The organism is Curtobacterium sp. BRD11 (genome assembly GCF_031844345.1).
Classification (GTDB): Bacteria; Actinomycetota; Actinomycetes; order Actinomycetales; family Microbacteriaceae; genus Curtobacterium.
Genome location: NZ_JAUZUZ010000004.1, coordinates 268,802 through 281,385, shown reverse-complemented (window position 1 = coordinate 281,385; position 12,584 = coordinate 268,802). Strand labels below are relative to the sequence as shown.

Sequence of the window (12,584 nt, the reverse complement as noted above, 5' to 3'; positions counted from 1 at the left end):
CTCCGGGCCGTCAGTCGGCGAGCACCTCGGACTCGAGCCGACGGACCAGGGACTCCAGCTGGTCGGCGACGGCGGGGGCCGCGAACAGGAAGGAGCGCGTGCCGCCGGCCTCCCATATCCGGACGCTCGCTCCGGCCTCGGCGGCGACGAGCGACCCCGCCGCCATGTCCCACGGGTTGATGCCGCGCTCGTAGTACGCATCGACGGTGCCGGCCCCGACCGCGCAGCAGTCGAGCGACGCCGCTCCCGCGCGACGGACGTCCCGCACCTCGCCGATCAGGCCGGCCAGCACCGCGACCTGCTCACGCCGACGGTCGGCGGTGTAGCCGAAGCCCGTCGCGACGAGCGTCTCCGCGAGGGACGACGGGGTCGACACGCGGAGCGGGACGCCGTCGCGTGTCGCGCCCTCGCCGGACACCGCCCGGAACACGGTGCCGGTCGCCGGCGCCACGACGATCCCCGCGAGCGCCTCCCACTGCGTCGGGTCCGCGCTCCCCCGCACGACGCCGATGCTCACCCCGTACTGCTCACTGCCGTAGAGGTAGTTGACCGTGCCGTCGATCGGGTCGACCACCCAGGTGATCCCCGTGGACCCGGCACCGGAGCCGGACTCCTCGCCGTGGAAGGCGTCGTCGGGACGCGCCTCGGCGATCCGCGTGCGGACGAGGTCCTCGACCTCCCGGTCGGCAGCCGTGACGACGTCGACGATGCTCGACTTCCGGTCGGCGACCTCGACCCCCTCCGCTCGTCGGCGGGCCGCGAGCGCTGCTGCCTCACGGGCGATCGACTCGGCGAGGTCGGCGAACTGGGCGGGAGCGAGGCTGTCGGGCATGGCACCAGCCTGCCGGATCACGCCCCGGAAGGACGCCAGGCCGGGAACGGCAACAGCCCCGTCCGGATCGGACGGGGCTGTTCGCTGTGGCAAGTGAGGGATTCGAACCCCCGAAGGCTACGCCGGCTGATTTACAGTCAGATCCCTTTGGCCGCTTGGGTAACTTGCCGTGTGCGCACCCGACCGGTGTGGTCACCAACCGAAGGCGCGCTGAAGAGCATACCGGACGTCGGAGGGTGCTCGTGACCACCGAACCGGGATCCCGTCGCGCCGTTAGGCTGTCCCGCATGGCAGACAGTTCCTTCGACGTGGTCAGCAAGGTCGACAAGATGGAGGCGGAGAACGCCCTCAACCAGGCCGCCAAGGAGATCGAGCAGCGGTACGACTTCAAGGGCGCCGACGCCTCGATCGCGTTCAGCGGCGAGGACGTCCTCATCAAGGCGAACTCCGAGGAGCGCGCCAAGGCCGTCCTCGACGTGCTGCAGACCAAGGCGATCAAGCGGAACATCTCGTTGAAGAGCCTGGACGCCGGAGACCCGTACCCCTCGGGCAAGGAGTACCGCATCGAGGTGAAGTTCAAGAACGGCATCGAGCAGGACGTCGCCAAGAAGATCGGCGCGTTCCTCCGCGCGAACGCCCCGAAGAGCGTGAAGAGCCAGATCCAGGGCGACGAGCTCCGCGTCTCCTCCAAGAGCCGCGACGACCTGCAGAACACGATCCAGCTCCTCAAGGGTGAAGAGTTCGACGTGCCGCTGCAGTTCATCAACTTCCGCTAGCGCCGCGCCCGTGGAGCACTGGCTCGGCGTCGCGGTCACCGTCCTCCTGGTCCTGCTGGACCTGGCGATCCGCGTCTTCTCGATCATCTACGTCCCCTACAACCGGAAGCCGCAGACCGCGACGGCCTGGTTGCTCGCGATCTTCCTGATCCCCTACATCGGGTTCATCGTCTTCATGGTCATCGGGTCGACGAAGCTGCCGAAGGCACGGCGCGAGAAGCAGACCGAGATCAACGCGTACATCCTCGAGCAGACCGAGGGCATCGAGCGTGTGCGCCGCGACCACCCGTGGCCGCTGTGGCTCGAGTCCGTGACGAAGCTGAACCGCGAGCTGGGCGCCATGCCCCTGGTCGGCGGCAACTCCGCCGAGCTCTACCCCGACTCGTACGAGTCGGTGCAGGAGATGACGCGGGCGATCGACCAGTCTCGGCGCTTCGTGCACGTCGAGTTCTACATCGCGACGATCGACGACACCACCCGGCCGTACTTCGAGGCGCTGGCCCGTGCCCAGGCACGCGGTGTCACCGTGCGGTTCCTGCTCGACCACTGGGCGAGCCGCGGGTACCCGGGCTACAAGGACACGCTCGCGTTCCTCGACCGGGCGAACATCGAGTGGCACCTCATGCTGCCGCTGCAGCCGCTGCAGGGGAAGTTCCAGCGGCCCGACCTGCGCAACCACCGGAAGATCATGGTCATCGACGGCTCGGTGGCCTTCACGGGCTCGCAGAACCTCATCGACCCGTCGTACGACCTGCAGTCGCACATCGAGAAGGGCATGGTCTACAAGGACCTGTTCGCCCGGTTCGAGGGTCCCGTCGTCGCGGGACTCAACGCCCTGTTCGTGACGGACTGGTACAGCGAGACCGACGAGCTCCTGCTCCGCGAGAGCGACCCCGTCCAGCGCGCCGACCGCGGCGACGCGCTCGACTGCCAGGTCGTACCGTCCGGGCCCGGCTTCGACGGTGAGAACAACCTGCGCCTGTTCAACGCGCTGCTGTACTCCGCGCAGGAGAAGGTGTCCATCACCTCGCCCTACTTCGTCCCCGACGACTCGATGCTCTACGCGATCACCACGACCGCCCAGCGCGGGGTCGAGGTCGAGCTCTTCGTCGGCGAGATGGGTGACCACGCGATGACGTGGCACGCACAGCGCTCCTACTACGAGGAGCTCCTGCGCGCCGGTGTCCGGATCTGGCTCTACCGGGCGCCGACGATCCTGCACGCGAAGCACTTCACCATCGACGACGACGTCTCCGTCATCGGGTCGAGCAACATGGACATGCGGTCGTTCAGCCTCAACCTCGAGGTCTCGGTGATGGTGCGCGGCAGCCGGTTCGTCGATGCGCTCCGCGATGTGCAGGCCGCGTACAAGGACGCGTCGTTCGAGCTCACCCTGGACGCGTGGCTCGAGCGCCCGCGCCGGTCCCAGGTCCTCGACAACGTCGCGCGGCTCACCGCCGCCCTGCAGTAGGGACCCACGGCCGGGAGGATCGGCGACCGCCCGCCTCCCCGGTCAGGGCGCTGCCGGCACCAGACGGGTGAGGCGAGCGACCACGCGCTCGAGCGGTCCACTCCCGAGGAACGTGCGCCACAGCATCGCGAACAGCACCGAGCCGATCGCGAACCCCGCCCACACCGTGCCCGACTCCGGGTACTCCGGCAGCAGCGCGATCACGACGAGGTGCCCGGCGTAGACCGTCAGCGGCATCGACCCCACCGCGGCGAGCGGGAACGCGATCCGCGAGACCGTCCGGCCGCGGCCGTCGAACACCAGGGTGCACAGGGCGAGCACCGCCACCGCGACCCCGGCGGTCCCGACGACGTCGACGACCGACGACGAGTGGTCGCGCGGGGACAGCAGCAGCTGCGCGAGCGCCACGGCTCCCCCGCTGCCGTCCGGCGCCCACGGGACCCCGGGGAACGCCTCGACCCCGGCGTCGACCGGGACCGGCGCCAGGACGTTGCCGACCACGTAGGCCGCGACGGCGACCAGCAGCCCGGACGCGAGGAGCGCGACCTGCGCACGCCGCGCCTCCGGTCCGACCCTGGCGACCGCGAGACCGACCAGGACGTACGCCAGGAAGGTGACCACCGGGTAGACCAGCCCGAGTTGCACCTCCCACATGCCGGCGCCGGCGTAGGACGGTGCCGACGCGAGCGCGACCACGGGCGACAGCAGCGCGCACACCGCCGCGGCGACGAGCAACCAGCCCGGTCGCCACCGGAGCGCCGGCAGCACCAGCAGGAAGAGCGCGCCGTACGTGGGCAGGATGACGTAGACGGGTGTGCCGAGCGCCATGAGCAGGAGCCCGACCGCGACCACCGCCACGGCCCGGATCGCCAGCCGTGCCCGGATCCGCCCGATGGCCGGTGGTCCTGGCGGATCCGTCCGTCCGCTCGTCAGACCGATCGAGACGCCCGCGAGCACCGCGAACAGGGTGGAGGGCCGTCCGTGCGCCACGGCGGACCACGTGCCGGGGTCACCCCAGTCCACGGCCTCGGCGATGCCGCCGACGTGGGCCGCCATCATGCCGAGGAGCGCGAGCGCCCGCGCCACGTCGACGCCCTGCAGACGACCGGGCGCGACGAGCACGCCCCGCATCGCGGCGGGCGGTGCGGGGCGTGACGCGGTCATCGTGCTGCGGTCAGCTCGTGGGCGAGGGCGTGCGTCGGAGCGAGACGTCGACCATCTCGTCGCGCGGGACGACCTTGATGCGCTCGCGACCCTCCGCGGCGCCCAGGGCCTGCTCGTGCTCGTCGAGGGCGTGCCAGCCGTCGAGGTCGGTGTAGTCCACGCCGCGCTCGCGGAGCAGTGCCGGGACCGCCTCGGGCGACGGGTCGGCCGGCGTCCACCACGAGGCCTGGTCGTTGACGATGTGCTGGACGGTCTCCATCGCGTCGGACTTGGTGTGCCCGATCAGGCCGACCGGGCCTCGCTTGATCCACCCGGTCGCGTAGACGCCCGGGAGCGGCGAGCCGTCCTCGTCGAGCACCTGGCCCTCGCGGTTCGGGATGACGCCGGTCTTCTCGTCGAAGGGCACACCGGGCAGCGGGGAGCCGAAGTAGCCCACCGCTCGGTACACGGCCTGCACGGGGAGCTCGCGGACCTCGCCGGTGCCCTCGACGCCGCCCTCGCCGTTCGGCCGGGTGCGCTCGTACCGCAGTGCCGTGACGTGGCCGTCCTCGCCGACGATCTCGACGGGCTTCGCCCAGAAGTGCAGGTGGAGCCGGCGACTGGCCTGCCCGACCTCACGCGTGCGCCACTGCTCCAGGACACGGTTCATCACCATGACCTGCTTGTTGGTCTGGATCGCGGTGAGCGATGCCTCGTCGTGGTCGAAGTCCTCGTCGTACACGACCATGTCGACGTCGCGGAGCTCACCGAGCTCGCGGAGCTCCAGCGGCGTGAACTTCACCTGCGCCGGACCGCGTCGTCCGAACACGTGCACGTCGGTGACCGGGCTCGCCTGCAGCCCCTCGTACACGTTCGCCGGGATCTCGGTGGGCAGCAGGTCGTCGGCGTGCTTCGCGAGGATGCGGGACACGTCGAGCGCGACGTTGCCGTTGCCGATCACCGCGACACTCGACGCCGTGAGCGGCCACGTGCGCGGCACGTCCGGGTGCCCGTCGAACCAGCTGACGAAGTCCGCGGCACCGTGGGAGCCGTCGAGGTCGACCCCGGGGACGTCGAGCTCGGCGTCCTTGATCGCGCCGGTCGAGAACAGCACGGCGTTGTAGTGCTGCTTGAGGTCGTCGAGGGTGATGTCCTCCCCGAAGCGCACGTTGCCGAAGAGTCGGACGACTCCGCGGTCGAGGACGTCCCGCAGGGCGTTGACGATGCCCTTGATGCGCGGGTGGTCCGGTGCGACGCCGTAGCGGACCAGGCCGTAGGGCGCGGGGAGCTGCTCGAAGAGGTCGATCGACACGTCGGTGCCGTGCGCCTCGCGCAGCAGGATGTCCGCGGCGTAGATGCCGGCGGGACCGGCGCCGACGATGGCGATTCGCAGGGTGGGCACTGATGTCTCCAGTTCGTTCGGGCGGGTGCTCCCGGTGGGCCTCGGCGGGCCCTCGTGTCAGCGGCTGCGTTCGACGACGGACTCGGCGAAGCGGGTCAGCGCGCGCTTCACGGTGCCGTCGGGCAGCGGTTCCAGGGCCTCGACCGCCTCCTCCGCCCAACGGACGGCGACGGCGCGGGTGGCGGTGGTGGCTTCGTGCTCGCGCAGCGCGGCGACGGCCGACCGGTACGGCGCGGAGTCCACGGCGTCGTCGGGGGCGTCCTTCACGTCGTGCTCGATCCGGGCGAGCAGGTCGGCCGCGCCGTCGTCGGCGGCGGCCAGGCGACGCAGCTGCAGCAGCGGCAGGGTGTCCACGCCGGCGCGCAGGTCGTTGCCGGCGATCTTGCCGGTGCGGTCCTTCGCCGGGGCGAGGTCGATGACGTCGTCGACGAGCTGGAAGGCGACGCCGACCTTCTCGCCGAAGGTCCCGACGGCGTGCAGGTAGGCGCGGTCGGCTCCGGAGAACATCACGCCGGCGCGGGCCGCCGTGGCGATCAGCGAGCCCGTCTTGTCGCTGAGCACCTGGATGTAGTGCTCGACCGGGTCGTCCCCGGGCTGCGGGCCCGTCGTCTCGTGCAGCTGCCCCATGCAGAGGCGCTGGAAGGTCTCCGCCTGCATCCGGATGCCCTCGGTCCCGAGGTCGGCGGTGATCAGGCTGGCACGTGCGAAGAGCAGGTCGCCGGTCAGGATCGCGACGTTGTTGCCGTAGGTCACGTGCGCCGCCGGGACCCCCCGGCGGACCGGGGCCTCGTCCATGACGTCGTCGTGGTACAGCGACGCCAGGTGGGTGGTCTCGATGCTCACCGCGGCCTTGACCACCGCGTCGGTCACCCCGTTGCCCAGCTGCGCGATGAGCAGCGTCAGCGTCGGCCGGATGCGCTTGCCGCCCGCCGAGAGCAGGTAGCGGCTCGTGGTGTCCGCCAGGGTGTCAGTCGAGCGCATGGCCTCCTCGAGGCCCTGCTCGACGAGCTCGAGCCCGTCGTCGACCGCGCTGATGAAGCGGCGCTCGGACGGGGTCGCGAACAACCGCTCGCCGATGCCCAGCGAGGCGCGGAGGCTCGGTGCGCGGCGTGCGACCGGGACGCTCGGGTTCAAGTGCTGCTCCGTGTTCGGGGTCGGGTGACCGGTCAGGCGTCGCCGGGTTCGACGCTCGGCTGCTCGCCGGTGTGCTGGTGCTCGCGACGGGCCTTCGCCCGGCGGGCGACGGACTCGCGGACCGTGCCCGCGACGGGCTTGCGGCCGCGGTGCAGCGCCACGATGCCCGCGGTCAGGTTGCGGTGGGCGACCATCGTGAAGCCGACGCCGCGCAGCCACTGGCTGAGGACCTGCTGGTCGGGCCACGCCTCGATCGACTCGGCCAGGTAGCGGTAGGCCGCCGGGTTGCTGCTCGACAGCCGCGCGATGCCCGGGAGCACGCGCTTGAGGTACGCGCCGTAGCCGAAGCGCAGGAGCGCCACGGGCGGCGTGGAGAACTCGCAGATGACCAGTCGGCCCCCGGGCTTGAGCACCCGGAGCATCTCGGTGATCGCCTGCATCGGGTCGTTGACGTTGCGCAGGCCGAAGGAGATCGTCACCGCGTCGAACGAGTCGTCGTCGAACGGCAGGTGCTCCGCGTCACCCTCGACGAACGTGATCTCCGGGTGCCGCTCGCGCCCGACCGCGATCATGCCCGCCGACAGGTCGAGCGCCGTGACGTCGGCGCCCTTCTTCGCGAACGCCGCTGCGCTCGTGCCCGTCCCGGCCGCGATGTCGAGCACCCGCTCGCCCGGCTGGGGGTCGACCGCACGGACCGTCGCGACGCGCCACAGCGGGGCGTTGCCCGCCGAGAGGATGTCGTTCGTGAGGTCGTACTTCGCGGCGACGTCGTCGAACATGGCCGCCACCTCGTCCGGCCGCTTGCTCAGGTCCGCTCTGCTCACCGCACCATCCTAGAGGTCGCGGCCCCGGGCTGCCCGGACGCCCGGCCGGGGTCCGGCGGGTCGCTGCGCGCGTACGATCGGTCCGTGACCCGAACCACCACGGCGGCCCCCTCGCTCACGGTCTCGACCCGGATACTCGACGACCCGGGGGACGTCCTGCGCCACACCCTGCGGGACGCGCCGCTGGCGTTCGTCCGGAGCGGTGACGGCATCGTCGGGATCGGCGAAGCGCTCCGGTTCACGTTCTCCGGAGCCGACCGCATGCGGCAGGCGTCGGCGGTGTGGCGTGACCTGGTGCAGGGCGCCACGGTGGACGACCCCGTGCAGCTGCGCGGCACCGGGCTGGTCGCGTTCGGGTCCTTCGCGTTCGCCGACGACTCCGCCGAGCAGAGCGTGCTCGTCGTGCCGCGCGTGGTGATCGGCAAGCGCCGCGGCAAGGCCTGGCTCACCGCCGTCGACACGACACCGGACCCGCAGCCCCTCGCGTTCTCGCGGACCTCGGTGCCGGTGCCGGCCGTCGGCGGGCACGTCTCGGTCGCCTTCGGCCCCGGCCGGGTCGACGAGGACGCCTACGCCGCGTCCGTCGCGGACGCCGTCCGTCGGATCACCGCAGGCGAGGCCGAGAAGGTCGTTGTGGCGCGCGACCTGGTCGGCACGCTGCCCGCCGGTGCCGACCGACGGGCGGTCCTGCTCGACCTGGCGGCGGCCTACCCGCAGTGCGTCACCTTCGCCGTCGACGGACTCGTCGGAGCGACCCCGGAGACCCTCGCCCGGACCGACGGCACGGAGCTGTCGGCGCGGGTGCTCGCCGGGAGCGCCGCGCGCGGCGACGACCCGGTGTCCGACCGGGCCGCGGCCGAGGCCCTGGCGTCGAGCGCGAAGGACGTCGAGGAGCACGGCTTCGCGATCACCAGCCTGCTGCAGGCGCTCCGGACCGTCGCCACCGACGTCCGCGCGGACCCCGAGCCGTTCCGGCTCCAGCTGCCGAACCTGTGGCACCTGGCCACCGACGTCCGCGCGACCCTGCCGGTCGGCACCACCTCGCTCGACGTCGCCGACGCCCTGCACCCGACCGCGGCCGTGGCGGGCACCCCCACCGACGTCGCCGTCCGACTGGTCGCCGAGCTCGAGGGCGTCGACCGCGGTCGCTACGCGGGGCCGGTCGGCTGGCTCGGCGCGAACGGCGACGGCGAGTGGATGCTCGCGCTCCGCAGCGCCCGGATCGACGACGACGGGACCGTGCGCGCGTGGGCCGGCGCGGGGATCGTCGCGGGGTCGGACCCGGCGCGCGAGGTCGCCGAGACCGCCCTGAAGTTCCGCCCGATCCGCGACGCGCTCGCCTGACCCCCGACCCCTGACCCCTGGCCTTCGGTCCCTGGCCCCCGTGGTCAGTCGGTCAGCGGCACCTCGACCACCAGGCGCTGGGCCGGATCGGTGAGTGCACCCTCGAGGTCGCCCCACGTCCCGGCCCGTCGGTAGGACCAGCCGAGACCGGTCACGACACGCTCGACGTCGACGTGCTGCGGCGTCGTCATCATGCGGCGCATGTCCTGCTCCGGGGTGGTCGCGGCGACCTCCAGCCCGCGGAAGATCGCACCGCCACCGTCGTTGCCGACGACGACCTGGACGCGGTGCGTCGGCTCCTCGGTCCCGGTGACGAACGCCCCGAGGTCGTGCAGGAAGGTCAGGTCGCCGACGAGCACCCGCGTGGTGCCGACGGAGTCGGGCGTCCGTTCGAGCGCGGCCGCGATGCCGAGTGCGGTCGAGACCGTGCCGTCGATGCCGGCGAGACCGCGGTTGGCGTGCACCCGGACCTTCTTGCCCGGGACGTGCGCGTCGGCGACACGGATGAGCTGCGAGGCACCGAGGACGAGCCGGTCGTGCGGCCAGGTGGCGCCCCAGACGGCGTCGACCAGCATGGTGCGGTCGACGGGCCTGCGACGCAGGGCGACCTCGTCGCGCAGGTACCGGTTGCGCTCGGCGCGGTCCCCCGACCGCTTCGCGTCGAGGTCCGGACCGGCGTCACCGTCCCCGAGGAGCGCGCGACTGGTCGTCACCCACCGCCCGACCCACGCGCGGTGTCCCGGGGTGGTGCGGCCGGTCACGCGCACGTCGGACACGAAGGTGGTCGCGGCGTCCGGCCGGGAGGCACGGGCCGGGTCGAACGGGTCGGCCCCGGGTCCGCGGACCACGATCGTCTCGACGTCGGCCCGCTGCAGCAGGGCCGGGACCTCGCGACTCAGCGTCGGGTGTCCGAGGACGACCGCGCGACGGACCGCTCCGCCGAGCTCGGGGTCGCGCAGCAGCTCGCGGTAGGCGACGACCAGGTTGCGCCCGAACCGCGCGCCGCTCGACACCTCGGCCAGCAGCGGCGCACCGAGCTCCCAGGCGATCCGTTCGGCGTCCTCGCCGGCGTCGTGTCCGGCGATGACGACCGTCGCGGGTTCGTCGTCCGGCGCGAGTTCGACGACCGGCAGTCCGGCGTGCACCCGACGACGGGCGTGGTCGGTGTCGACCTCGTCGTGCGGCACGGCGGCGACGTCCTCGGCACGCAGCCCGGCGGAGAGCGGTTCGCGGAACGCGACGTTCAGCTGGACGGGACCGGGCTGCCCGGTGTGCCCGGCGGCGACGGCGACGGCCTCCCGGGCGAGCGTCCGGACGGCGTCCGCGTCGACAGCGCCGTCAGCGGTGGGCGCCTGCACGTCGCGCACGAAGGACACGGCAGGGCCGAACATGCCCGGCTGGACCGTGGTCTGGTTGCTGCCGATGCCCCGCAGCTCGTCCGGCCGGTCGGCGGAGAGGACGACCATCGGCACGCCGGAGTGGTGCGCCTCGAGCACGGCAGGGTGCAGGTTGGCGACGGCGGTGCCCGAGGTCGTGACGACCGCGGCCGGACGGCCGGACTCGACGGCGAGCCCGAGGGCGAAGAACCCGGCGGTCCGCTCGTCGAGCCGGACGTGCACCGTCGTGCCGCCCGCGCGCTCGAGCGCGACCGCCGCGAGGGCGAGCGCCTGCGACCGGGAGCCCGGGCTGACGACGACGTCGGTCACCCCGGCACGGGCGAGTTCCCGCAGCAGTGCCAGGGCGAAGTCGGTGGCAGCGCTGCCGGACCCCGCGGACCCGTCAGCGATCGGCGGGGCGGTCGTCGTCTCGTTCGTCGCGGTCGCGTCGTTCATCGCGGAACTGGTCCTCGAGGTCTCGGAGGGTTTCGTCGTCCTGGTCCGTTCCGGTGCGGAGTGTCCCGGGGCCGCGCGGGCCGCCGAGGAAGTCGGGGTCGTCTTCGGGTCCACGGTACCTGGGCGTCGGCCCCGGGGTGGCGGGCGCCCGGCCGAGCACGAACCACAGCAGGCCACCGAGCACCGGGAGGACGAGCACGAGGAGGATCCACCACCCGCGCCGCAGGGAGCGGATGCGCTGCCGCGGCATGGTCGCGCAGTCGATGACCGCGTAGACCGTGAAGGCCACGGCGGCGACGGCGATGATCAACCACAGACGGACCATGCGACGACTCTAGGCAGCGCGCCTGGGACCGGGCTGCCCGTCAGCCGGTGCACGAACGACGCCACGTAGGATCATCGGGTGAAAGCGTGGCTCGTCTACACCCTTGCCCGACTCGGCATCTTCGCCGCGGCGCTGGCGGTCCTGTTCGTCATCGGCCTGCGGTGGTACTGGGCGGCGATCGGCGCCGCGCTGATCGGTCTGCTCGTGTCGTACATCGCGCTGCCCGGGCTCCGCGGTCGGGTGACCTCGGACATCGCCGCTCGCCGGGGTCGACCGGAGCGGGACGCCGACTCGGACTTCGAGGACGACTTCGTCGACGCCGCCGACACCGACGCGGCCGACACCGGTGCGCCCGCCGCCGACCGAGCGGTCTCGGACGCCGACCGGCACCGCGCGCGTCGCGAGCACGACGAGGACTAGTCCCGGTCCTCGTCGTTCGGGCGGGCGTTCGAGCGACCGAGGTCGAGCGGCGGCTCGACCTCGGTCCCCGCGTCCGACGCTGCTACGGCAGGAGGACCAGGGTCAGGCCGAGCACCACGCCGTAGGCGAGCGACGCGAACGACGACAGCTGCAGCGCCGTGATGAGCTCGCGGGGCTTGCGGGACGAGACGCCGATCGCGAGCGCGGGGAGCGCGAGCAGGAGCGAGAAGTACGCGAAGCCGGTGCGGAAGTACAGCAGCACGAACCAGAGCAGCACCACGTACGGCAGCATCAGGAACAGGCCGAACAGGACCCGTGCGACGGGGCGGCCGACGACGACGGCGAGCGTGCGCTTGCCGGCCTGTCGGTCCTCGTCCACGTCGCGGATGTTGTTGACCATGAGCACGGCGCAGGCGAAGAACCCGGCGGCGACCGCAGCCGCCCAGCCGCTCGTGGTGACCGCCTGGATCTGCACGTACTGGGTGCCGAGCACGGCGACCAACCCGAAGAACACGAAGACGAAGACCTCGCCGAGGGCGTTGTAGCCGTAGGGCTTCTTCCCGCCCGTGTAGTACCAGGCCGCGACGATCGCCGCCGCCCCGACGAGGAGCAGCCACCACGTGCCGGTGAGCAGCACGATCACCAGTCCGGCGACCGCAGCCAGTCCGAAGAACGTGAGCGCGACCGTGAGCACGGTGCGCGGCTTCGCCAGCCCCGCTCCGGTGAGCCGGGCCGGGCCGACGCGGAACTCGTCGGTGCCCCGGACGCCGTCCGAGTAGTCGTTGCTGTAGTTCACGCCGATCTGCAGGAACAGCGCGACCGCGAGCGCGAGCAGGGCGACCGCCAGGTGGTGGTCGCGGCCGAGGTACGACCCGAAGTCGCCCGGTTCACCGGAGTCGACGAACGCGACGCCGGTGCCGAGCACGACCGGCACGACGCCGAGCGTGAGGGTCCGGAGCCGGGCGCCGCCGATCCAGTCGCTCGCGGTCGCCCGCTGCTTCGTGCGCTGCGGTGCCGCGGCCTTCGCCGGGTTGCCGCTGCGGCCCTTGACCGGGGTCCTGTTCTTCGTACGTGCCACGGC

12 protein-coding genes and 1 tRNA gene are annotated in these 12,584 nt (G+C 72.3%); 4 read left to right on the top strand and 9 right to left on the bottom strand.

Annotation, left to right across the window (positions count from 1 at the left end; all coding sequences use genetic code 11):
* Positions 1–10 precede the first annotated feature (10 nt).
* Together Q9R28_RS11430 and Q9R28_RS11425 are read right to left on the bottom strand one after the other, a co-directional pair.
* The gene (locus Q9R28_RS11430) at positions 11–832 is read right to left on the bottom strand and encodes an inositol monophosphatase family protein (protein ID WP_066655248.1); all 822 of its coding nucleotides are present in this window, start codon (positions 830–832) and stop codon (positions 11–13) included.
* Between the two features lie 87 nt (positions 833–919).
* Positions 920–1,001: transfer RNA gene (locus Q9R28_RS11425), tRNA-Tyr, on the bottom strand.
* 118 nt (positions 1,002–1,119) lie between these two features.
* Here Q9R28_RS11425 and Q9R28_RS11420 point away from each other — a divergent pair.
* On the top strand, positions 1,120–1,608 hold the full coding sequence (locus tag Q9R28_RS11420; RefSeq protein WP_066655250.1) for a YajQ family cyclic di-GMP-binding protein: 489 nt from the start codon (positions 1,120–1,122) through the stop codon (positions 1,606–1,608).
* 10 nt (positions 1,609–1,618) lie between these two features.
* On the top strand, positions 1,619–3,079 hold the full coding sequence (cls, locus tag Q9R28_RS11415; RefSeq protein ID WP_209685048.1) for a cardiolipin synthase: 1,461 nt from the start codon (positions 1,619–1,621) through the stop codon (positions 3,077–3,079).
* Between the two features lie 42 nt (positions 3,080–3,121).
* Here cls and Q9R28_RS11410 read toward each other — a convergent pair whose 3' ends face one another.
* The 4 genes from Q9R28_RS11410 to Q9R28_RS11395 are packed head-to-tail and all read right to left on the bottom strand — an operon-like array spanning position 3,122 to position 7,582.
* Positions 3,122–4,243 carry a heparan-alpha-glucosaminide N-acetyltransferase domain-containing protein gene (locus tag Q9R28_RS11410; protein WP_311206118.1) on the bottom strand — a complete coding sequence of 374 codons (1,122 nt, stop codon included), beginning with the start codon at positions 4,241–4,243 and terminating at the stop codon, positions 3,122–3,124.
* A 10-nt stretch (positions 4,244–4,253) separates the two neighbouring features.
* Positions 4,254–5,624, bottom strand: a complete 1,371-nt coding sequence (locus Q9R28_RS11405; protein WP_066655254.1) for an FAD-dependent oxidoreductase — start codon at positions 5,622–5,624, stop codon at positions 4,254–4,256.
* Between the two features lie 57 nt (positions 5,625–5,681).
* The gene (locus Q9R28_RS11400; RefSeq protein ID WP_066655261.1) at positions 5,682–6,758 is read right to left on the bottom strand and encodes a polyprenyl synthetase family protein; all 1,077 of its coding nucleotides are present in this window, start codon (positions 6,756–6,758) and stop codon (positions 5,682–5,684) included.
* A 32-nt stretch (positions 6,759–6,790) separates the two neighbouring features.
* Complete coding sequence (locus Q9R28_RS11395) at positions 6,791–7,582, bottom strand: demethylmenaquinone methyltransferase (RefSeq protein WP_066655267.1); 792 nt, start codon at positions 7,580–7,582, stop codon at positions 6,791–6,793.
* 84 nt (positions 7,583–7,666) lie between these two features.
* Here Q9R28_RS11395 and Q9R28_RS11390 point away from each other — a divergent pair, with 84 nt between their 5' ends.
* Entirely contained in the window at positions 7,667–8,926 is a 1,260-nt protein-coding gene (locus Q9R28_RS11390) for an isochorismate synthase (RefSeq protein ID WP_311206117.1), read from the top strand.
* Between the two features lie 44 nt (positions 8,927–8,970).
* On the opposite strand, the gene menD is transcribed toward Q9R28_RS11390, so the two are convergent.
* A complete protein-coding gene (gene menD, locus Q9R28_RS11385) occupies positions 8,971–10,758 on the bottom strand; it encodes a 2-succinyl-5-enolpyruvyl-6-hydroxy-3-cyclohexene-1-carboxylic-acid synthase (protein WP_311206116.1) in 1,788 nt (595 codons plus the stop codon).
* Positions 10,706–11,083 (bottom strand): PLDc N-terminal domain-containing protein, encoded by a 378-nt coding sequence (locus Q9R28_RS11380; RefSeq protein WP_251154611.1) that lies wholly within the window; start codon positions 11,081–11,083, stop codon positions 10,706–10,708. The genes menD and Q9R28_RS11380 overlap by 53 nt, the downstream gene beginning before the upstream one ends.
* A gap of 78 nt (positions 11,084–11,161) precedes the next feature.
* Here Q9R28_RS11380 and Q9R28_RS11375 point away from each other — a divergent pair, with 78 nt between their 5' ends.
* Entirely contained in the window at positions 11,162–11,503 is a 342-nt protein-coding gene (locus Q9R28_RS11375) for a DUF4229 domain-containing protein (RefSeq protein ID WP_066655275.1), read from the top strand.
* A gap of 82 nt (positions 11,504–11,585) precedes the next feature.
* Here the strand turns inward: Q9R28_RS11375 and Q9R28_RS11370 are convergent, their stop codons facing one another.
* Positions 11,586–12,581: a 1,4-dihydroxy-2-naphthoate polyprenyltransferase gene (locus tag Q9R28_RS11370; RefSeq protein WP_235426349.1), complete on the bottom strand. Its 996-nt coding sequence runs from the start codon at positions 12,579–12,581 to the stop codon at positions 11,586–11,588.
* Between the last annotated feature and the right edge of the window lie 3 nt (positions 12,582–12,584).